The following is a 20,008-nucleotide window of genomic DNA, read 5'->3' as shown; positions in this document are numbered from 1 at the left end:
TGGAGATTTATTCATGTGAAGATCCAAATTTGCAGGGGAACTTAAGATGCATACACACGGAGAATAGCTTAAGCTAAATTAGTAGTTGTCAGAAATTAAACTGTGGTAAAATAGTAAAACTTGAAACTTGAGGTTATTATGTATTTTCATATCCTTTATAATGGAACATAAACAAAAGACAAATACGATTGCTTTGAATATCTCAATAGATTAGGTGGGACAAATGGATATAAAAGAGATGAATTTTAAATTAGTCGCTATTTTACAGGACTGGGACCCATTTAACATGGGAGAAGAGGCATATGATACCGAGATTGCTGATGTGGTTCAGGCAGTCCATGATATGCATCATCCTTCCGATTTAGCTAAACGGATACAAGCTATTTATGAGTTTTCATATGAGCAATGGATTCCCTTGCAGGAATGTATAAAAATCTCGTATAAGCTTTTAGCTGTTAAAATGGAGGCCTCCTGCACAATTTGAAGAAAACCGTCATCCGAATAGGAATGACGGTTTTTTCATGTCGATTTATGGATAGACATTTCGTTCAAATTAACCAAGCCGTTTTGCCCTTCTATGATCGAACTTACAAAAGGTTAAATGATTCCAAGAAAATGATGAGTATTGCAAAAGGGGCAAGAAACTTAATAGCAAAATACCAAACATTCATCCAACCTGTAGAAGAAGCTCCTTTTTCCAATTCCTGAAACACATCTTCTTTTTTCATTTTAAATCCAATAAACAGACTGATTAGGAGTGCTCCTAACGGCAGTCCTATATTGCTTGTAAGATAGTCTGCAAAATCAAAGATTGATCGTCCTCCGATTATAACATCGTTAAGAACACCAAAGGATAGTGCGCTTGGAATACCAATCAAGAAAATCACAGCGCCGATCATCCATGAATATGGCTTTCTTTTTTCTTCACGGCCTTTTGTAAGAGTAGCTACTACAATTTCCAAAAGAGAAAACGCAGATGTTAAGGTTGCAAATAATAATAGAACAAGGAATACAAATAAAAAGATGCCGCCAAAGGCCAATTCATTAAATACTGCTGGCAGTACAACAAATACAAGGCCCGCTCCTTCATTCGGCTCAAAGCCTAATGCAAAGACGGCAGGGAAAATGACAAGACCGGCTAATATAGAGATAAGGATATTTAATGCCGCCACAGATAAAGCTGATTGACCGAGATTTTCATTCTCATTCAAGTAAGAAGCGTAGGTGATCATGACGGATACCCCAACACTAAGAGCGAAAAATGCTTGACCAAGTGCCAGCAGCATCGTTTCTCCACTAAAATAACTCCAGTCTGGAATAAATAGATATCGCACGCCCTCCATTGCTCCTTCAAGTGATAAAGAACGTACGGCTAAAATAATGAACAAGATCAATAGAGCCGGCATCATGTATTTGCTCGCTCGCTCAATCCCATTTTGAATCCCGCCTTGGACAACCGCAATCGTCATGACCATAAAAATAAGCTGTGCGATTAAAACCTCTGCAGGGTTTGCGATAATCGATTCGAATAACGCCCCATATTCTGCCTGTGATAAACCGGAAAGTTCACCTGTCATACTTCTAACCAAATAGGAGAGAATCCAGCCTCCTACCACACTATAAAAGGACAAAATAATCACGGCTACAAGTGTCCCGATAATCCCAATTACCGGCCATGCTGTTGATGGAGCAATCTTTTTAAATGTGCTAACAGCATCACCTTTTCCTTTTCTGCCGATTGTAAACTCAGCAATAAGGATCGGCCCGGCGATCAGAACTGTAAACAAGATAAAAAAGAGTAAAAAGATGCTTCCACCATTTGTACCTGCCATATATGGAAATTTCCATATCGCTCCAAGCCCAATTGCAGACCCGGCTGCTGCGAGTATGAACCCTAATTTTGAAGACCATTGCTGACTACCCATATTTTCTCTCCTAACTAAAATCTTATAATAACTTGTACATGCTACTACAAAAAGATTCAAAGAAGAATATTTTTTTAACAATATCATGAATATGTAATGATTTTTCTCGAATGAAATAGACAATTTTAGTATTTTTGGAGATGCAATTACATTTAATGAAAGGAAGTGATTCATTTGAAGGAAGATAGGCGTCGTAGTATTCAGGAAAAAGAAGAGAATTACCTTGCCTATTAACACATTGAACAGGACCACATGAGGATTGAACAATTCATTTTTCAAATGGGTGTGGACCGTAAAGCATTAACTCAAATTATGCAATCAGTCTATTCAAGTACCCTTCAATCATTTCATCCGCTGTTAACTCAATTGCAATCCATCTATACATATAAAGAGGCCATTAAATTAATTTCTGACCATCATAAAAAACAGGAAGAGCATAAACAAGCTGAAATGGAAAATGACTTGATGAAGAGTACGATGAGCGATCATCTGTTCTTGTATATGCAGATGATCGCCAGCTTCATACATTCATTAAAAACTTTCTGAAAAAGAGAAATAGCCGTTATATTAATATATTTTCACCAATTTAAAATTGAACTAATCAGCGAAGTGCTAGAACAGACCACAGATGAAGTGAAAATGTTGATTGATTCAGGCATACAGCATCTTATTCAACTGCTGTTGCTTCATAAATTATATTTAAAAATGGAGCCTCATATTCTGCCAAGCGAAATTGTGAAAAAGATAAAAGAGGAAGAATTTCAAGATGAATCTGCTCTGCTAAATAGGAAAAGGAAGAAATGGCCCTGGTTGGTCGGGATCAGTGCTGTCATCCTTGTTGGATCACAGTCTATGCATGTTATTTCATTAACGAGTAAAGACTCGGTCTGGAAAGTGGTATATGATGTCAGTCATTTTCTTTAATAAAAAGAATCGAACCTGTTTTTTCATGACTGCTCGGATTATTCTCTGTATTTAAATTTTGAGGCTGCGGTTACCAGTAGTCTATAACTAAAAAATCTAGTATTTGATTAAAACGACTTTAAACGAATTTTGCTTTATTTACTTATTAGTGCTATAATCAATAATTGCGTGAAAACGATAAAAATTATATATAACAGGAGTTGTTCCCATGTCTACAAATTTTGAAGCAGGACAAGTATTAACCGGAAAAGTTACAGGGATTCAGGCATATGGTGCATTTGTTGCACTTGACGAGAATACACAAGGACTTGTGCACATTTCAGAGATTACTCATGGCTACGTAAGTGATGTAAATGAGCATCTTTCAGTAGGTCAGGAAGTATCTGTGAAAATTCTTTCTGTTGACGAAAAAGCAGGTAAATTCAGCCTTTCTATTCGTGCAACTGAAGAAGCACCAGAAGCTGCGAAGCCACAGCCTCGTAAAGAGCGTCGCTCACAGCCTTCTAAAGCTGTTTCTCACACTGAAGACACAACTGGCTTTAACAGCCTAAAAGACAAGCTTCAAGAGTGGATCGATCAGTCTGATATGAAGCGCTAATATGGCTAAATCAAAAGATCCGGGACACCCTAAATGGGTGTCCCGGATCTTTTGATTTTTGATAGGTTATTTTTCTTTAAGCGGTATTGTAAATTTTGTCTGCTCATTCCTAAGGCATCTGCTGTTTTTGTAATATTGTAATCATGATATTGAAGAGATTTTTGAATATAATAAGACTCTGCTTCTTTTAAAAAGGCGTCAAGAGTTTGCGAAGCTTTCCCTTTTCTCACCATAAATGCAGAACCATCAAGGGGTGGTGCCCCGCTCATTGGATCACTGAATTTTAGTCTGAAATAGTGCGGCAAATGAGTGAAAGTGAGTATGTTTTCATGCCCCATTGAGAACATGGATGCCTCTATTACATGTTCGAGCTCGCGTACATTTCCTGGCCATTCATACTGGGTGAAGAGTGAAATGACCTCATGAGAGACCTCTTCAATTTTGGTTTGAAATCTTTCATTAAAATTATTGATAAAATAATGGCAAATGGCTGGAATATCTTTTTTTCGCTGTCTTAGGCTTGGTACAAAAATGGTAACATCACTCATCATATAGTAGAGTTCTTTATCCAAACGTCCTGACTGAATGGCATCAATTGGATCCTTGCTTACAGTTAAAATGGGATAAAGTAATGGATGTGGTACATTGCGGTGCTTTTTTTTCCACTCCATTAGCTCTTTGGTCAACCTTTTTTGTATAGGAATATCCATGTACTCCAGATGATCTAGAAACCATGTACCATTTGCTTCTCCTGACAGAAAGCCTCCCCCAGCAAAAATTTCTTCATGAAGCCGCTCCCCTTGAATTGACCTGCAGTCGATAGCATGAAAGGTATCTGATGACAGCCGCCGTTCTAAATGTATACTTTGAGCCAATCTCTCTTTACCGCATCCAGGTTCACCGATCAGCAAAATCATAGAGTTGGTTTTACTCGCTTTTTTTCCTTCGAATATCATATCTCTAATAAGTGGAGAAGTGCCGGTCCAATGATCAAATGACGAAAGAGCATGTACCGTTTTGCCGGGACTCTTCATTATCTGCTCCTTAGTTGAAACATCTCTTGCAATTTCCACCGCTCCAACGATTTCACCCTCAACGATAATTGGATAGCTGTCGTTTAAGGTCGTAATTTCAATTCCATTCGCGTTAAAGTAAGTCTGTTTAACATTAATGATTGGCTGCTTTGTTGCCAGCACCTGCAGCAGTGTACTATTTTCATCAGGGTGAAAACGAAAAACATCAAGCAACCGTTTATCTAATAAATCCATATCCTCGGTAGCCTCTAAGTTCCGCATTTTTTCATTATAAAATAAGGTGTGCCCATTAATATCGACGACATGTATGCCTTCTTGAATGCGGTCAAGAAGTTGGGCGACGATCTGTATGTTCACTTTATTTCCCGTTGGCAATGTCATATGCCTTCCTCCCTTGTGTGTTTTTTATAATCAGAAAAGAAAAAATAGTTGAAAATTGCCATATTATTTTGCATTATTATATATGTAAGCGATTAATTAACGCAAATATTTTTTGCGTTTTAACAAAATAAATTTAGATATAGGAGGCATATTATGATTCCCTACAAGCATGAGCCATTTACAGATTTCTCATTAGAGGAGAACAAGAAAGCTTTTGAATTAGGTCTTGAAACTGTTCGAGCATATCTAGGTCAAGATTATCCCCTTGTCATTAACGGTGAACGTGTGACAACGGAAGAAAAGATTATTTCTTATAATCCCGCGAACAAACTAGAAGTTGTTGGTCGTGTATCAAAAGCAAACAAGAAGCTTGCGGAACAAGCGATGCAGGCTGCTGATGAAGCATTTAAATCATGGAGTAAAGTAAAGCCAGAAATTCGTGCAGACATTTTGTTCCGCGCATCCGCGATTGTTCGGCGACGTAAACATGAGTTTTCTGCTCTGCTTGTAAAGGAAGCAGGTAAGCCTTGGAACGAAGCGGATGCTGATACGGCTGAAGCCATTGATTTTCTCGAATATTATGGACGCCAAATGCTGGAGCTTAAAGGTGGTATGAAGGTCGAAAGCCGTCCTGGAGAATTTAACCGTTATAATTATATCCCGCTAGGAGTGGGTGTTGTTATTTCACCGTGGAACTTTGCTTTTGCGATCATGGCTGGCACAACGGTAGCAGCGCTTGTCTCCGGTAACACGGTTCTGCTTAAGCCGGCTTCTACAACGCCGGTTGTGGCAGCAAAATTTGTAGAGGTACTGGAAGAAGCGGGATTGCCTAAAGGTGTACTTAACTATATACCTGGCAGCGGAAAAGAAGTGGGAGATTACCTTGTCGATCATCCGCGCACTCGTTTTATCAGCTTTACTGGATCACGTGATGTCGGCACGCGTATTTATGAACGCGCAGCGAAAGTGCATCCAGGACAAATTTGGTTGAAGCGTGTGATTGCAGAAATGGGCGGGAAAGATACCATCATCGTAGATAAAGAGGCTGATCTTGAACTGGCAGCACAATCCATCGTAAAATCTGCTTTTGGCTTCAGCGGACAAAAATGTTCAGCGTGTTCACGTGCAGTAGTTCTTGAAGAGGTCTATGATCAAGTACTGGACCGGGTTATTGAATTAACAAAGGAACTGACATTTGGAGATACTGAGGATGGAAGGCCGTTTATGGGACCAGTTATCGATCAGGCTGCATTTGATAAAATTACAAGCTACATTTCAATCGGTAAAGAAGAAGGGCGCTTAGTAGCTGGAGGAGAAGGAGACGACGCTAAGGGCTACTTTATACAGCCGACCGTATTTGCTGACCTAGCGCCAGATGCACGCATTATGCAGGAGGAAATTTTTGGTCCTGTTGTAGGCATTACGAAAGCGAAAGATTTTGATCATGCATTAGAGATCGCAAATAATACAGACTATGGATTGACAGGTGCAGTCATCACGAATAATCGCATGAACCAGGAGAAGGCGCGTGAAGACTTCCATGTTGGAAATCTATACTTTAACCGAGGCTGTACAGGTGCCATTGTGGGTTACCAGCCGTTTGGCGGTTTTAATATGTCTGGTACAGATTCTAAAGCGGGTGGACCGGATTATCTTCTACTTCACCTTCAAGCAAAAACAACTTCAGAAATGCTGTAAATAGTATTTTCACATACACTATATAGTCGGCCTAAAGAGATGAGATTGCGCAATCATGGAGTGAAGAAAACTCTTTAGCGCTTAAATAGAGAAAAAGGGTGTTCTCCTTTTTCTCTGCTAAATCATTTATCTTTAGGCCTTTTTTAGAGGATGAAAACGTAATTGGAGGGAACGGCATGACTTCATCATCATCGATTATTGAAAGTACAAAACAATTTGGAGCGAATAACTACCATCCGCTGCCAGTTGTTATTTCAGAGGCTGAAGGGGTGTGGGTAAAGGATCCCGAAGGCAACAAATACATGGATATGCTAAGTGCCTATTCAGCGGTCAATCAAGGTCATCGTCATCCACGTATAATTCAAGCGCTAAAGGACCAAGCTGACAAAGTAACCTTAACCTCACGTGCGTTTCACAATGACCAGCTGGGGCCTTGGTATGAGCTTATTTGCAAGCTGTCTGGAAAAGAAATGGCACTGCCGATGAATACAGGAGCAGAGGCCGTTGAAACAGCGGTTAAAGCGGCAAGGCGATGGGGATACGATGTAAAAGGAATCGCACCAAATAAAGCTGAAATAATTGCTTGTAATGGCAATTTTCATGGGCGTACGATGACGGCTGTATCACTTTCATCAGAAGATGAATATAAGCGCGGATTTGGGCCGATGCTGCCAGGGGTTAAACGTATACCTTATGGTGATATTGAAGCGCTAAAAGAAGCCATTACTCCTGAAACGGCAGCGTTTTTATTTGAACCCATTCAGGGGGAAGCAGGCATTGTTTTTCCACCAGCTGGATTCTTAAAAGCAGCTCGTGAACTATGCAAGGAAAACAATATATTGTTTATTGCAGATGAAATCCAGACGGGACTGTGCCGCACTGGAAAAATGTTCGCTTGCGAGTGGGGAAATGTAGATCCAGATATGTATATCCTTGGGAAGGCGCTTGGCGGAGGGGTTTTCCCAATCTCCTGCGTAGTGGCGAACCGTGATGTGCTTGGCGTCTTTAATCCAGGTTCACACGGCTCTACCTTTGGCGGAAATCCGCTGGCGTGTGCAGTGTCCATAGCCTCATTAAATGTGTTACTGGATGAAAAACTGGCGGAGCGCTCACTAGAAATGGGTGCTCATTTTATAAGGGCTCTACAGAAAATCGATAACCCAATAATAAAAGAAATACGCGGCAGAGGTCTGTTTATTGGAATGGAACTACACGAACCTGCACGCAAATATTGTGAGGCATTAAAGCAAGAAGGATTACTGTGTAAAGAAACCCACGATACAGTCATTCGACTTGCTCCGCCGCTTGTCATTACGAAAGATGAACTTGATTGGGCAATCGATAGAATAGTACGTGTTTTAACACGATAGAAATTTACGAAAAATAGTCGTCTAGAAAGTGTGTCTATGATACAATAGTGCCGATTCAAATTATTGAAACAAAAAGAGGCGAGCAGCAACCATGGGAGAAAATTTAAATCTTTTTACATCCACGCAAGAGACGATTCACGAAGCACTGTCAAAGATGGGCTATGAAGAATCATTGTATGAGCTTATGAAAGAGCCATTGCGTATGTTAACCGTTCGTATGCCTGTCAGAATGGATGATGGAAGCACGAAGGTCTTTACAGGCTATCGTGCACAGCATAATGATTCTGTCGGACCAACAAAAGGTGGCGTTCGTTTCCATCCGGATGTAGATGAGGAAGAAGTAAAAGCCTTATCAATGTGGATGACATTAAAATGCGGCATTGTTGACTTACCTTACGGTGGAGGAAAAGGCGGTATTATTTGTGATCCTCGTACCATGTCGATGGGAGAGCTGGAGAGGTTAAGTCGTGCTTATGTACGGGCGATCAGCCAGATCGTGGGCCCAACCAAGGATATTCCAGCACCTGATGTGTATACAAACTCACAGATTATGGCTTGGATGATGGACGAATACAGCCGAATTGATGAATTTAACTCTCCAGGTTTTATTACTGGAAAGCCGATTGTTCTCGGAGGGTCTCAGGGACGTGAAAAAGCTACTGCTCAAGGGGTAACTATTTGCATTGAGCAAGCGGCAAAAAAACGTGGAATTGATATTAAAGGTGCTCGTGTAGTCGTACAAGGCTTCGGAAATGCTGGGAGCTTCTTAGCGAAATTCATGCATGATGCAGGGGCGAAGGTTGTTGCTATATCAGATGCCTACGGGGCTCTTTATGATCCTAAGGGATTGGATATTGACTACCTCCTTGATCGCCGTGATAGTTTTGGAACCGTAACTACATTGTTCGAAAGTACCCTCTCTAATAAAGATCTTCTAGAAATTGATTGTGATATATTAGTACCTGCTGCAGTATCGAATCAAATCACTGCAGAGAATGTTGATAATATAAAAGCTTCAATTATTGTTGAAGCAGCTAATGGCCCAACAACAAAGGAAGCAACGAAACGCTTAAATGAGCGGGGCGTTCTTCTCGTTCCAGATGTGTTAGCTAGCGCAGGCGGCGTTACCGTATCTTATTTTGAGTGGGTACAAAATAACCAGGGCTACTACTGGACAGAAGAAGAAGTAAATGAAAAGCTTGAGAAAAAAATTGTAGATGCTTTTAACCAGGTGTATGAAATTTCCCAAAGCAGACGAGTGAATATGCGTCTTGCAGCCTACATGGTTGGTGTGCGCAAGACTGCAGAGGCATCCCGATTCCGCGGCTGGGTTTAAAAACAAGGCTATGTGAAAAATCATTGTTGGTTTTGGACTTATATTGATTGGAGCGTAAGGCGCGATACTCCCTCGGAAAGCGAGCGCCTGAAGCGGAAATCAACAAGTAAGTTTAACAGAGTTGAAAACAAAAAAAGACTGACCATCACGCGACAGACACGAAGAACGCTGTGTCATGTGATGGGTCAGTCTTTTTACGTTGTCAGCTGCGGCTCGCGCTCACGTTCGTGTGTTCGCTGTACTTCCTGAGATGGTTTAAACAGCAAGCCAAGGTTGATAAGACCAGCGATTCCGACTAGGCCATAAATGATCCGGGATATACCAGAATCTTGACCACCAAAAATGGCTGCCACTAAATCAAATTGGAAGAAGCCGATAAGCCCCCAATTTAAAGCACCTATAATGGTTAACAATAGGGCAATCCGCTGAATAGCGCTCATTCTCTACCCCTCCTTTTAAGATGGAAATCCATATTAGTATGTCTCGCAATAAAGAGATCATACAGCATTTAAAATGAGCAAGTATTTTGCAAAGGAAAGGGAAATCCTTGATAATGAAACATGATGAAATGGAGGCGGTAATTTTGAATACATTCACTTTTTATAACCCAACGAAATTAATTTTTGGTAAAGATCAACTTGAACAGCTAAAAGAACAAATTCCTCAATATGGAAAAAATGTCCTCGTCGTTTATGGTGGAGGAAGCATAAAAAAGAACGGTTTATACGATAAAGTAATGGTAGTACTAAACGAAATCGGAGCCAATGTCTCTGAACTATCTGGTGTGGAACCTAATCCGCGTCTTACCACGGCTGAAAAAGGAATCGATATTTGCAAGACTGAAAACATCGACTTTATTTTAGCAGTAGGCGGAGGAAGTGTTATTGACTGTACGAAGCTTATTGCAGCAGGAGCAAAGTATGATGGCGCTGCTTGGGATCTAGTGACAAAAAAAGCGATCCCTAATGATGCATTGCCATTTGGTACTGTTTTGACATTGGCGGCAACAGGATCTGAGATGAATGCAGGATCTGTTATTACCAATATGGAAACGCAGGAGAAATACGGCTGGGGAAGTCCTGTAACATTCCCGAAATTCTCTATTCTTGATCCACAGCATACGTTTACGGTTCCACAGGACCAGACAATCTATGGTATTGTCGATATGATGACTCATTTATTCGAGCAGTATTTCCATAATACGACCAATACACCAGCGCAGGATCGTCTTATTGAAGGTGTATTGCGCACAGTGATGGAAACTGGGCCGAAGCTCGTAAATGATTTAGAAAACTACGAACATCGTGAAACCATTTTATTCACAGGTACACTTGCGCTAAACGGCATGCTGCAAATGGGCTATCGCGGTGACTGGGCTTCTCACAATATTGAGCACGCCGTTTCTGCCGTATACGATATTCCGCATGCGGGCGGTCTTGCCATCTTGTTCCCAAATTGGATGCGACACAATCTTGATGTAAATCCTGCACGCTTTAAGCAGCTGGCCGTTCGCGTATTTGATGTGAACCCAGAAGGCAAATCGGATAAAGAAATCGGTCTTGAAGGTGCCGATGCGTTACGTGCATTCTGGACAAGCATTGGGGCGCCATCACGCTTGTCAGACTATGATATCACAGATGAGAAAATTGATTTGATGGCTGATAAAGCGATGATTAATGGTGAATTTGGTAACTTTAATAAACTGAAAAAAGAAGATGTTGTTTCAATTTTAACGGCATCTTTATAATGAGGAAGAGGCAGCTGACAGTATTTTGTCAGCTGTTTTTTAATCGGTGAAAAATTTGTCGGCAAAAAAATATATCTGAATGCGGTTACATTCAGTGCCGATTCTTGATTCTATCTCTTGCATTCGTTAAAGTGTAGTAGAAGAAAACTAATGACGGGGGAACAATATGACACATATTCGTTTTGATTATTCAAGAGCACTTGATTTTTTTGGAGAACATGAATTAACGTATCTTCAAGATACAGTTAAACAAGCACACCATACATTACATGAAGGAACGGGTGCAGGCAGCGAGTATCTTGGATGGATTGATCTTCCAGTTAACTATGACCAAGAAGAATTTTCTCGTATTCAGGAGGCGAGTACGAAGATTCAAAAAGATTCTGATGTGCTTTTAGTTGTTGGAATCGGCGGTTCTTACCTAGGTGCCCGTGCAGCAATTGAAATGCTGAATCACAGCTTTTATAATGCCATAACAAAGGAACAGCGCAAAACTCCTCAGGTTATTTTTATAGGAAACAACATTAGCTCTACATATATGCGTGATGTAATGGATCTTTTAGAAGGAAAAGACTTTTCCATTAACGTCATTTCAAAATCTGGTACAACAACAGAGCCTGCCATTGCTTTCCGTCTTTTCCGGAAGCTATTGGAAGATAAATACGGTACAGAAGAAGCACGTACACGTATTTATGCAACAACTGATAAAACGAAGGGCGCGCTTAAAACATTAGCTGCTGATGAAGGATTTGAAACCTTTGTTGTACCTGATGATGTTGGAGGACGCTATTCTGTTCTAACAGCAGTAGGCTTATTGCCAATCGCTGTGAGCGGAGTGGATATTGAAGGTATGATGAAGGGTGCTGCGGATGCACGCGAAGCATACAGCTCTTCAGAACTGACTGAAAATGAAGCGTATCAATATGCAGCGGTTCGAAACGTTCTTTACAACAAAGGAAAAACTATTGAAATGCTCATTAACTATGAGCCGGGACTTCAGTATTTCAATGAATGGTGGAAGCAGCTGTTCGGTGAAAGTGAAGGAAAAGACCAAAAAGGGATTTTCCCAGCGTCTGCTAATTTCTCAACAGACCTTCATTCACTAGGACAATATGTTCAGGAAGGTCGCCGCGATCTTTTCGAAACAGTCGTAAAAGTAGGAAAAGCGCGTCACGAATTAACAATCGAGGAAGCTTCAAGCGACTTGGATGGACTTAACTATCTTGCAGGTGAAACGGTTGATTTCGTTAACAATAAAGCCTTCGAAGGAACACTTCTTGCTCATACGGATGGAGGCGTTCCGAATCTTATTGTTGAAATCCCAGAAATGGATGCCTATACATTTGGCTATCTTGTTTATTTCTTCGAAAAAGCATGCGCGATGAGCGGTTATCTTCTTGGTGTTAACCCATTCGATCAACCGGGTGTTGAGGCTTATAAAGTGAATATGTTTGCTTTACTTGGCAAACCAGGCTTTGAAGAAAAGAAAGCAGAGCTTGAAAAACGTTTAAAATAATATTATCTTCAACTAAAAGGCGAGTGCAAACTGGTTACCCCAGCAAGCGTTCGCCTTTTTGTCTTATTAAAATCAGCGTGTGAATCTGCATAACAGAAATCAGAGCGGGGACAATAAACCAACAAAGGAGGGATGGCTATGATTGAAATCTTATCAACATTAGAGGGCTATAAAACAACGTTAAATAAGCTTGAAACCGTCTTAAAGCCTTTAGGCTTTTCGATCGGCGGAGGCTGGGAATACGATCACGGGTATTTTGATTATCCTGTATCAAAAGAAGAATCCTATTATTTTGTCCGACTTCCATTTAGCACGCTTGAGGGTGAGCTTGATTCCCCTGGCGTCACAGTTGAACTAGGAACACCGTTTGTACTCGGCCATCAGTATCAGGCGGGAATTGACCATGCTGATGTTAATAATGTAACAGCCTCATTCAATCAGTTTCAGAAGCCGTCAGACCCAGACACTGAAGTACCAAAGGAAATTGAGCAACAAGGAAAAGAAATTGTTGAAAAAGCAGAAATAGCGCTTCAGGAATAAGTAATTAATGACTGATGGAGCGCGTTACCAACCGTATAATGCGATTCAATGATCGATGTCGCTCCGGCCTTCTTCGCAGATGCTATTTGTTCATGAGTCAGCAGCTCCACAATACATGGAATGGTTGGATGCAGTCCTCTAACCGTTAATAACGTTAAAATAGTCTGAGCATCCGCTGTTTCTTCATCTAAATGCTGATTGGCAGTAATGATAACGGCACTTGCTCGATCTACTGATGCTCGTTGTAAGGTCGATGGATGAATGGCCTTTCCTTTAATGAATTGACAAAAATCTGATTCAAATCGAGGATGGTACTCTATAGATTCATCGACTAATACATACGAAAAACCATCGTCCTGATCAAGCAGCCAGGATGTGCGCGCATTCCATCCAATGATGACAACATGCCCAGATCCTTTATAATCCTGTTTCCCTTCATAGAACTTTTGATGACGTGTAAAAGCAGTTGAAGCAATAGTGAAAAAAAAGCTCGAAATAACCCCTGCACCAAATAATAAAATAAAAGCCGCCATCCATCGTCCAGCTGCTGTCGTTGGTGCATAATCACCATAGCCAACAGTTGAAATGGTAATTAACACCCACCATGCACCCTCCGCTACCGTAGGGAATGTACTAGGCTCAATAAAATGAATTGCAATACCAAAAAGTAAAACAAATACACCAATCAAAATAATTAAGAAAAACCATCTCGGCCAGCGCCAGACCCATGACCAATCCATCTCCTGCATCACCTCTATCAACAGTGTTGCCATTTTCGTAAAAAAATTTCAAAAAGCTATTGTCATAAGAGAAATAATCCGTATAATGGAACATGTACCGTTTGAAGAAACTTATCCTTGAGGTGAATATTTCTCTCTGGTTCAAATACATATTCGGGGCCATAGCTCAGCTGGGAGAGCGCTACGCTGGCAGCGTAGAGGTCAGGGGTTCGAGCCCCCTTGGCTCCACTACCCGAAACCCTTGAGGCGTAACGCTTTGAGGGTTTTTATTTTTGTCTTTTTTTGTGTAGCGTACCCGTCATGGTTACCGTTTGGTTACCATTTTTAAATTCGATGAATTTTAGGGGAGAATACATCGTCCAATTTAGTTGCCGTCATTTTGTCAGCTTCGAAGATTTGATGCCCATAAGTATCCAATGTAAAAGTTGAACTTGCGTGACCGATTCGTTTTGATGTCGTGTTCGGATCCACTCCACTAAAAAGTAAAATGGAAACATGTGTATGACGCAGATCGTGGAGAGAAATATAACGCATATTTGTTTTGGTGCAGAATCGTTTCCACCATCTTTGAGGTGTATTCGGATAAAATACCTCACCACTCTCATTACAGAATAACCAATTTTCTTTTTGGTTATAGGCGGAGCCCCTTTTAAATTTCATTATGCGTATTTCTTTTACTAACAATTCAAGCTTGCTTATAACAATAGAGGGGAGAGTGAGGGTTCGTTCTCCACGTTTTGTTTTCGGATCTTTGACATGCCTTTTTCCACCTCTTCCTTTAACCACTGTTTTATAAATCTGTACCATCCCGTTTTCGAAATCGATCGCATCCACAGTCATCCCCAAGCATTCTCCTTTTCTTAAACCCCCATAAACAGCAAGGTAGACAAAACAACGCCAGTGCAGCAATTCATCTTTTAATAATTCGGTTAGTGTTTTGACTTCTTCTACCGAATAAACATTATCTGATTTATTACTTCTACTGCTTGGTGCCTTTACCCCTTCAAGAGGATTTTCTTTGATAACCTTCCATGTTTATAAAAGGAATAACAATATTCTTTTTTTATATTATGAGTGCGTCAAATCCCGTTATCAAGTCGAGTGTTATCGCTATAACATAAGCAATGAAAATATATATTAACAAAAACTTTCATGATTGAATCTGCTTTTCAACCTGTTGAGAGGCTACAGGAGGATGAAGAAGCTTAAGCTTTGTTTCAATTTGCTGAATAAAGATATCAAGGTACCACTTCAGCAGATTGAATTCGATCTGTTCCTGCTTTTGTCCGTAATAGATAAAATCATTTCCGAGCACTCTAACGACTTCCTCAGAGGTTAAGGCGCCTTGAGTATCTACATAGTCTTTTAAAGCTTCAAATAATTTTTTTGATTTTACTTCTGCCTCGTCTTGTTTTAGCGCTTTAATCGCAAAATCCTTTACTAAAAATTCTAGAGCAAGCCGATAGCCTACACCAGCTACCTCAAAATGATTTTGCTGCTCAGAGCTGAACGCTTGATTATAAATATCGATGAATTTCGGAGAAGTATCCTCTACTAATCTACTAAATTGAGACTTTCTTGTGCTCGGGTAGCAAGAAATAAATTCAATATTTTCTTTTTCTTTGTTTTTTCTAAGATGAGTAGTGACAAAATTTTTAAAGCAATCAGGACATTGATGTAAGAAAATATTGATTTCTTCCTTAGAATTATAGTTATAGCTATGAGATTTTGTGGTGATCGGTTTCATTGCTTGAGAGCAATGGGGACAGTGGCTAGGTATCAATATTTTTATTTGATGATAATGATTAGATGCTGGAAAGCTCAAACTATTCATTTTAAGAAAATCCATACAATCCCTCCTCTCTGAAAATATACCATATTTGTCTATTTACGTTTATAACTACCAAAAGAAAAGGTAGTTTTATCCTAGAAGTTTTTATAAATTATAATCAATCTTAGCGGATATATTGAAAGTGGGGCATTATAAATGAATGGTAAAAGATATAGTTTCTGCTATTAGACTAAATGACAGAAAGAAACCCCCTCGGCAATGATTGCTGAGAGGGTTCCTGTTTTTTCCTACAGTTCTAATTCTTCGATCTGGTTGAGTGTGTCTCTAAGTTCATTTATTGTCGTAAAGATTTCTGTATTGTTTAGCTGTTCAATGGCGAGTTCTCCATTTTGATATACACGGTCGATTTCTTCTATTAGTTGTTCGTTTTTGCTGACAATTGATTGATGGATATCTTCAGCAAGTGAGGGAGGCTCAATTTCATTAAATTCCTCAATGTTTGCTCTCAATGCTGTCAATTGCTCCTCGAGTTCTTCTTTTGCTTCAGGACTTGTAGCTGCGTCATTTAGCAGTGAAGAAGCTTCTTCACCGAAAGCAGTCAGTTCATTTATATACTCAGTTCCTTCGTTTACGTAATTTACAGAGCTGTTTACTTCTTCCAAAACTGAACAGCCACCAAGAATCAAAAATGTACATGTTAATAGCAAAAGACTTATCTTTTTCATGTTGTTCTCCTTTCAGTCGAATAGAAATATCATACCATGTGGCGATTAAAAAGAAAGTATTGTCTATATAGACACTCTTTTTGCGAACAAACTTTATGAATTCTCTACAATTTTCTCACTATTGTCACGAATAGAAGGACGATAGGTTTCACAGGTAAAAAAGAGCCTATCTAAAAAGATAGACTCTAATCAATTATGACAATCTGTTATTTAGATTCAAAAACAGCCAAAGGAAGTACGGCGCTAACGACATACTGACCAGCATCAACGATCTCTGATATTTTAAGATCTACACATAGGCTTGAAAGCAAATAAGCATCTATTTTTGGCAGGTCATACGTTTCGGCAATATGGTCTACCATTCCGCGAAGTGCATCCTGAGAAGCTGCCATTAAGTCAGGTCCAACACCTGTTGTTCCGTAGAAACCTGCATGGTTTACCTTTGGTGTTAACGCACCTTTTGTTTGAAACTGTGGAGAAGGGATTGTTTTTCCTTTGATTAGTGTAAATCTCAGACTGGAAAACATCGGGCACTCCAGCGCTGACACACAGACCTCTCCATCTCCTTGTGCGGCATGACCATCGCCGCAGCTAAAAAGAGCACCAATTTCTTGAACAGGAAGATACAGTGTCGTACCTATCATTAATTGACGTGTGTCCAGATTGCCTCCAAATGTTCCAGGGGGCATGATTGGGGAGCCGTTAGCATCTTTAGGACAAACGCCCATCGTCCCTAAAAATGGTTCGATTGGAACTTTGATATCCTCTCTGAAATGAATGTATTCACCATCGGATAAATCAAATGTGCGAAGATACGCATCAGGAAATTCTTCGGCCAAGAGTCCGAGCCCTGGAAGAACTGCTGTCCATCCCCAGGATTTTGCCTTCAAATCCAGAATTTCAACCGCAAGGGTATCTCCAGGTTCAGCGCCTTCGATATAAATAGGCCCTGCGAGAGGGTATACTCGACTCCAATCAAGCTCACCAATCGAAGCTGTTGTTGAATCTATAGTGAATTGGTTATCCGTTACTTCTCTCGTATCAAACATAACCGTGTCTCCACTTTCAATTGTTAATACTGGCTTGTGCTGTACATCCCATGTGTAATGGACAATATTAGTAGGGAAAGTATGTGTCTTAGGCAAAAGTAGTTCCTCCTTTATGGCTATCACCATTTTTTATATTCTCTTATTTTTCTGATAGTTTGACAATAAAAATGCTCAAAATAAAATTTTGTGCAGTTGAGTGTGTGTTTTCTTAACTGTTGTGAAATTATTCGTTCATATTAAGAAGGGCTCTGTGCCTGTTTTGAATTCACGCGTTTATGTATGATCTTCTGCATGCAGGTCAACTCTAAAGAGAAAGGAGGTGTTCAATTATGGCCCTGGATGTTTTGTGCGAAGTGAACAATTGTGTTTATAACCGTGAAGGACAAAAATGCGCAGCTAATAAAATTTTTGTCGTGAGCCATAAAGGGAAAAAAGCTTCTTCACAGGAAGAAACGGATTGTAAAACATTTGAACCGATAGAATAAGCATGCGGCGCCTCCATAAGAAATAAATTGAGGGTGTTTCAAAAGCATCTCATTTGAAACGATTATGATGCCTCATTTGCGGGAAACGAAAAAGCCAAGCGTCCATATAAACGGATGTTTGGCTTTTTCATGACTTTATCTGCTTTCAATTTCTACGCTGCGGACACCGGGGAGCTGTGAGAGATGCGTGTAGATATCCGTCGTTAAACGCTTATAATGTACAGATGTCCTTAAATCCAGCATGTGGAGGTCATCTTTCATATCCTTCAACTTCATCTTTTCTATTTTAATCTTATCTTCTTTAAGTTCTTTGACAATATCATTAATGAAATCGGAATTATGCACGATAATTTTCAAATATACTTCTTTCTCTTTCAAGCGCATCGGACCAATCCACATTAATAAAAAAGGAATAAGTTCAACACTAATGATGAGAAGAATAACGCCTAAAATAGCTTCCATAAAAAAACCGGCTCCTACTGCGATGCCAATTCCGGCAGCTCCCCAAATAATGGCTGCTGTCGTCAGACCTGATATCGTATCATTTCCACGGTGCAAGATCACGCCTGCTCCCAAAAAGCCAATACCCGAGACAATTTGAGCAGCAAGCCGTAACGGATCCATTGTAATATTTACTTCGGCATCTCCAGGAAAAGAATAAGCAGATTCCATCGAGACGATCGTTAACAAACAGCTTACAATAGAAAGGACTAAGCTTGTCTTTAGTCCGACAGGCTTGCGTTTTAATTCTCGCTCTAGTCCAATAATTAAACCAAGAAGTGCTGTAAGCCCAAGTTTAACAATAATAATTTCATCAATTTCAAACACAAACAATCCTCCTTAAACACAGATAGCAAAAAGGTAATAAGACATGTACAATATAGCAATCAAGCTCTCCGTTATTAGTACCGTAATCTTAGTATATCTTGTAGAAGGAGATTCCACTATGCAGCATCCAAATCGAAATGCTTATATCGCGATCATAATTGGCGTATTGTCGGTATCCTTTTCTGCTATTTTGGTAAAGCTTTCCGCTGCTGAAGCGGGAGTGATTGCTTTTTATAGACTATTTTTCACTGTTCTCATTATGTCGCCGTATTTTTTTCTTTTCTATAGAAAAGAAGTAAAGAAGCTTAAGCGGAGAGATTGGGTCTTCTCGATTATTGCTGGTATCTTTTTGGCGTTTCACTTCATTTTATGGTTTGAATCATTGAATTATACTTCAGTGGCCAGTTCAACAGTTTTGGTAACACTGCAGCCGCTTTTTGCATTTGTAGGTTCATACTTCTTCTTTAATGAACGGATAACAATGAGAGCAGCTGTAGCAGCTGTTATTGCTATAGGCGGAAGCATCATCATAAGCTGGGGGGATTTTCAAATAAGCGGAATGGCTCTTTATGGAGATGTTCTTGCATTAATTGCCTGTGCACTTGTTACGGCCTATCTTCTATTTGGTCAGGATGTCAGAAAGCGACTTTCCATAGTGACTTATACATTTATCTTATATAGTATTAGTACAGCGGTTCTTTTCTTCTATGTTCTTATCAAAAGGGAGAGTTTCGGTCCGTTGCCAATGGAGGAGTGGATCTATTTTATTCTGCTTGCCATGGTACCTACATTATTTGGTCATACATTATTTAATTGGGCATTAAGATGGATCAGTACAACTGTTATTTCAATGGCCATCTTATTCGAGCCAATAGGGGCTACAATACTTGCGTATTTATTATTGGGGGAAAAAGTGTTTGCGACTCAGGTAATGGGAGGCAGTATTGTATTGCTTGGTCTTGCCGTTTTTATTCTTGATGGAAAAAAGGTCTGGAGCACTGCTTTCATAAGAAAAGTATTAAGGGCAAAATGAAGGGGGATTTATTATAAAATTTTTTAAAAATTATTTTATAAAAGTTGTTGCTTAATCTTTTTATGCATGATATATTATTGAACGTCCTTAAGAAAGCGGAGAAAGACAAACGCTGAACGACAACTGAACAATAAAAAAGTTGTTGACATAACGATCTGAAGGATGTATGATAATAAAGTCGCTCATAAATGAAATGCGAGCAAGAAACACCTTGAACCTTGAAAACTAAACAACCTAAAACGTCAACGTTAATTCTTGATTTAAGTAACATTTAAGAGCTACATCAA

At 39.8% G+C, this 20,008-nt stretch carries 21 protein-coding genes and 1 tRNA gene; 13 read left to right on the top strand and 9 right to left on the bottom strand.

The genetic code is table 11. From position 1 onward, the window contains the following. Window positions 1-223: 223 nt before the first annotated feature. On the top strand, window positions 224-484 hold the full coding sequence (locus KP78_RS17810) for a DUF1871 family protein (protein WP_200889241.1): 261 nt from the start codon (window positions 224-226) through the stop codon (window positions 482-484). A gap of 103 nt (window positions 485-587) precedes the next feature. Here the strand turns inward: KP78_RS17810 and KP78_RS17805 are convergent, their stop codons facing one another. Next, on the bottom strand, window positions 588-1,925 hold the full coding sequence (locus tag KP78_RS17805) for a sodium-dependent transporter (RefSeq protein ID WP_041090982.1): 1,338 nt from the start codon (window positions 1,923-1,925) through the stop codon (window positions 588-590). 252 nt (window positions 1,926-2,177) lie between these two features. Here KP78_RS17805 and KP78_RS17800 point away from each other — a divergent pair, with 252 nt between their 5' ends. The 3 genes from KP78_RS17800 (at window position 2,178) to yugI (ending at window position 3,447) form a co-directional block, all read left to right on the top strand. After that, window positions 2,178-2,471 (top strand): hypothetical protein, encoded by a 294-nt coding sequence (locus KP78_RS17800; protein ID WP_041090981.1) that lies wholly within the window; start codon window positions 2,178-2,180, stop codon window positions 2,469-2,471. A 93-nt stretch (window positions 2,472-2,564) separates the two neighbouring features. Further along, a complete protein-coding gene (locus tag KP78_RS17795) occupies window positions 2,565-2,849 on the top strand; it encodes a hypothetical protein (RefSeq protein ID WP_041090980.1) in 285 nt (94 codons plus the stop codon). A gap of 208 nt (window positions 2,850-3,057) precedes the next feature. Further along, window positions 3,058-3,447, top strand: a complete 390-nt coding sequence (gene yugI, locus KP78_RS17790) for a S1 domain-containing post-transcriptional regulator GSP13 (RefSeq protein ID WP_041090979.1) — start codon at window positions 3,058-3,060, stop codon at window positions 3,445-3,447. A 29-nt stretch (window positions 3,448-3,476) separates the two neighbouring features. On the opposite strand, the gene KP78_RS17785 is transcribed toward yugI, so the two are convergent. Beyond that, window positions 3,477-4,862, bottom strand: a complete 1,386-nt coding sequence (locus KP78_RS17785; protein WP_041090978.1) for a sigma-54-dependent Fis family transcriptional regulator — start codon at window positions 4,860-4,862, stop codon at window positions 3,477-3,479. Window positions 4,863-5,012: 150 nt separating this feature from the next. On the opposite strand from KP78_RS17785, the gene pruA reads away from it, so the two are divergent. From pruA to KP78_RS17770, 3 genes are all read left to right on the top strand, one after another. After that, on the top strand, window positions 5,013-6,560 hold the full coding sequence (gene pruA, locus KP78_RS17780; RefSeq protein WP_041090977.1) for an L-glutamate gamma-semialdehyde dehydrogenase: 1,548 nt from the start codon (window positions 5,013-5,015) through the stop codon (window positions 6,558-6,560). A 176-nt stretch (window positions 6,561-6,736) separates the two neighbouring features. Then, window positions 6,737-7,930 carry an ornithine--oxo-acid transaminase gene (locus tag KP78_RS17775; RefSeq protein WP_041090976.1) on the top strand — a complete coding sequence of 398 codons (1,194 nt, stop codon included), beginning with the start codon at window positions 6,737-6,739 and terminating at the stop codon, window positions 7,928-7,930. Window positions 7,931-8,021: 91 nt separating this feature from the next. Then, window positions 8,022-9,266 (top strand): Glu/Leu/Phe/Val family dehydrogenase, encoded by a 1,245-nt coding sequence (locus tag KP78_RS17770; protein ID WP_041090975.1) that lies wholly within the window; start codon window positions 8,022-8,024, stop codon window positions 9,264-9,266. Between the two features lie 194 nt (window positions 9,267-9,460). Here KP78_RS17770 and KP78_RS17765 read toward each other — a convergent pair whose 3' ends face one another. Next, window positions 9,461-9,706 carry a DUF378 domain-containing protein gene (locus tag KP78_RS17765; RefSeq protein ID WP_041090974.1) on the bottom strand — a complete coding sequence of 82 codons (246 nt, stop codon included), beginning with the start codon at window positions 9,704-9,706 and terminating at the stop codon, window positions 9,461-9,463. A 143-nt stretch (window positions 9,707-9,849) separates the two neighbouring features. On the opposite strand from KP78_RS17765, the gene KP78_RS17760 reads away from it, so the two are divergent. The 3 genes from KP78_RS17760 to KP78_RS17750 all read left to right on the top strand — a co-directional run bounded on the left by KP78_RS17760 (window position 9,850) and on the right by KP78_RS17750 (window position 13,069). Further along, complete coding sequence (locus KP78_RS17760) at window positions 9,850-11,013, top strand: iron-containing alcohol dehydrogenase (RefSeq protein ID WP_106388604.1); 1,164 nt, start codon at window positions 9,850-9,852, stop codon at window positions 11,011-11,013. 166 nt (window positions 11,014-11,179) lie between these two features. Then, the gene (locus tag KP78_RS17755) at window positions 11,180-12,529 is read left to right on the top strand and encodes a glucose-6-phosphate isomerase (RefSeq protein WP_041090973.1); all 1,350 of its coding nucleotides are present in this window, start codon (window positions 11,180-11,182) and stop codon (window positions 12,527-12,529) included. A 138-nt stretch (window positions 12,530-12,667) separates the two neighbouring features. Next, window positions 12,668-13,069, top strand: coding sequence for a YugN family protein (locus KP78_RS17750; protein ID WP_041090972.1), 402 nt, complete (start codon window positions 12,668-12,670; stop codon window positions 13,067-13,069). Here the strand turns inward: KP78_RS17750 and KP78_RS17745 are convergent. Further along, window positions 13,060-13,842, bottom strand: a complete 783-nt coding sequence (locus KP78_RS17745) for an ion channel (protein ID WP_084220148.1) — start codon at window positions 13,840-13,842, stop codon at window positions 13,060-13,062. The two genes, KP78_RS17750 and KP78_RS17745, sit on opposite strands and share 10 nt — an antisense overlap. Window positions 13,843-13,964: 122 nt before the next feature. Here KP78_RS17745 and KP78_RS17740 point away from each other — a divergent pair. Then, window positions 13,965-14,037, top strand: a tRNA-Ala gene (locus tag KP78_RS17740). A gap of 96 nt (window positions 14,038-14,133) precedes the next feature. On the opposite strand, the gene KP78_RS17735 is transcribed toward KP78_RS17740, so the two are convergent. From KP78_RS17735 to KP78_RS17720, 4 genes are all read right to left on the bottom strand, one after another. Continuing rightward, a complete protein-coding gene (locus tag KP78_RS17735) occupies window positions 14,134-14,832 on the bottom strand; it encodes a site-specific integrase (RefSeq protein ID WP_084220147.1) in 699 nt (232 codons plus the stop codon). A 127-nt stretch (window positions 14,833-14,959) separates the two neighbouring features. After that, window positions 14,960-15,556, bottom strand: a complete 597-nt coding sequence (locus KP78_RS17730) for a hypothetical protein (RefSeq protein ID WP_157841529.1) — start codon at window positions 15,554-15,556, stop codon at window positions 14,960-14,962. A gap of 332 nt (window positions 15,557-15,888) precedes the next feature. Continuing rightward, window positions 15,889-16,326, bottom strand: a complete 438-nt coding sequence (locus tag KP78_RS17725; protein WP_041090970.1) for a DUF6376 family protein — start codon at window positions 16,324-16,326, stop codon at window positions 15,889-15,891. 206 nt (window positions 16,327-16,532) lie between these two features. Beyond that, window positions 16,533-17,471 carry an acetamidase/formamidase family protein gene (locus KP78_RS17720; protein ID WP_041090969.1) on the bottom strand — a complete coding sequence of 313 codons (939 nt, stop codon included), beginning with the start codon at window positions 17,469-17,471 and terminating at the stop codon, window positions 16,533-16,535. 233 nt (window positions 17,472-17,704) lie between these two features. Here KP78_RS17720 and KP78_RS19490 point away from each other — a divergent pair, with 233 nt between their 5' ends. After that, complete coding sequence (locus KP78_RS19490) at window positions 17,705-17,860, top strand: DUF1540 domain-containing protein (protein ID WP_084220146.1); 156 nt, start codon at window positions 17,705-17,707, stop codon at window positions 17,858-17,860. A gap of 135 nt (window positions 17,861-17,995) precedes the next feature. Here the strand turns inward: KP78_RS19490 and KP78_RS17715 are convergent, their stop codons facing one another. Then, entirely contained in the window at window positions 17,996-18,679 is a 684-nt protein-coding gene (locus tag KP78_RS17715) for an MgtC/SapB family protein (RefSeq protein WP_041091139.1), read from the bottom strand. A 127-nt stretch (window positions 18,680-18,806) separates the two neighbouring features. Here KP78_RS17715 and KP78_RS17710 point away from each other — a divergent pair, with 127 nt between their 5' ends. Beyond that, window positions 18,807-19,721, top strand: coding sequence for a DMT family transporter (locus tag KP78_RS17710; protein WP_041090968.1), 915 nt, complete (start codon window positions 18,807-18,809; stop codon window positions 19,719-19,721). The last annotated feature ends 287 nt before the right edge of the window (window positions 19,722-20,008 follow it).

It is taken from the genome of Jeotgalibacillus soli (assembly GCF_000829435.1).
GTDB lineage: Bacteria > Bacillota > Bacilli > Bacillales > Jeotgalibacillaceae > Jeotgalibacillus > Jeotgalibacillus soli.
This window is presented reverse-complemented; position numbering and strand designations above follow the sequence as displayed.

What these genes read in the sequence shown, in the direction of transcription:
- KP78_RS17810 (WP_200889241.1), top strand. Translation starts at nt 224, where the DNA reads ATGGATATAAAAGAGATGAATTTTAAATTAGTCGCTATTTTACAGGAC.
- KP78_RS17805 (WP_041090982.1), bottom strand. Translation starts at nt 1,925, where the DNA reads ATGGGTAGTCAGCAATGGTCTTCAAAATTAGGGTTCATACTCGCAGCA.
- KP78_RS17800 (WP_041090981.1), top strand. Translation starts at nt 2,178, where the DNA reads ATGAGGATTGAACAATTCATTTTTCAAATGGGTGTGGACCGTAAAGCA.
- KP78_RS17795 (WP_041090980.1), top strand. Translation starts at nt 2,565, where the DNA reads ATGTTGATTGATTCAGGCATACAGCATCTTATTCAACTGCTGTTGCTT.
- yugI (WP_041090979.1), top strand. Translation starts at nt 3,058, where the DNA reads ATGTCTACAAATTTTGAAGCAGGACAAGTATTAACCGGAAAAGTTACA.
- KP78_RS17785 (WP_041090978.1), bottom strand. Translation starts at nt 4,862, where the DNA reads ATGACATTGCCAACGGGAAATAAAGTGAACATACAGATCGTCGCCCAA.
- KP78_RS17775 (WP_041090976.1), top strand. Translation starts at nt 6,737, where the DNA reads ATGACTTCATCATCATCGATTATTGAAAGTACAAAACAATTTGGAGCG.
- KP78_RS17770 (WP_041090975.1), top strand. Translation starts at nt 8,022, where the DNA reads ATGGGAGAAAATTTAAATCTTTTTACATCCACGCAAGAGACGATTCAC.
- KP78_RS17765 (WP_041090974.1), bottom strand. Translation starts at nt 9,706, where the DNA reads ATGAGCGCTATTCAGCGGATTGCCCTATTGTTAACCATTATAGGTGCT.
- KP78_RS17755 (WP_041090973.1), top strand. Translation starts at nt 11,180, where the DNA reads ATGACACATATTCGTTTTGATTATTCAAGAGCACTTGATTTTTTTGGA.
- KP78_RS17750 (WP_041090972.1), top strand. Translation starts at nt 12,668, where the DNA reads ATGATTGAAATCTTATCAACATTAGAGGGCTATAAAACAACGTTAAAT.
- KP78_RS17745 (WP_084220148.1), bottom strand. Translation starts at nt 13,842, where the DNA reads ATGGCAACACTGTTGATAGAGGTGATGCAGGAGATGGATTGGTCATGG.
- KP78_RS17730 (WP_157841529.1), bottom strand. Translation starts at nt 15,556, where the DNA reads ATGAAACCGATCACCACAAAATCTCATAGCTATAACTATAATTCTAAG.
- KP78_RS17725 (WP_041090970.1), bottom strand. Translation starts at nt 16,326, where the DNA reads ATGAAAAAGATAAGTCTTTTGCTATTAACATGTACATTTTTGATTCTT.
- KP78_RS19490 (WP_084220146.1), top strand. Translation starts at nt 17,705, where the DNA reads ATGGCCCTGGATGTTTTGTGCGAAGTGAACAATTGTGTTTATAACCGT.
- KP78_RS17710 (WP_041090968.1), top strand. Translation starts at nt 18,807, where the DNA reads ATGCAGCATCCAAATCGAAATGCTTATATCGCGATCATAATTGGCGTA.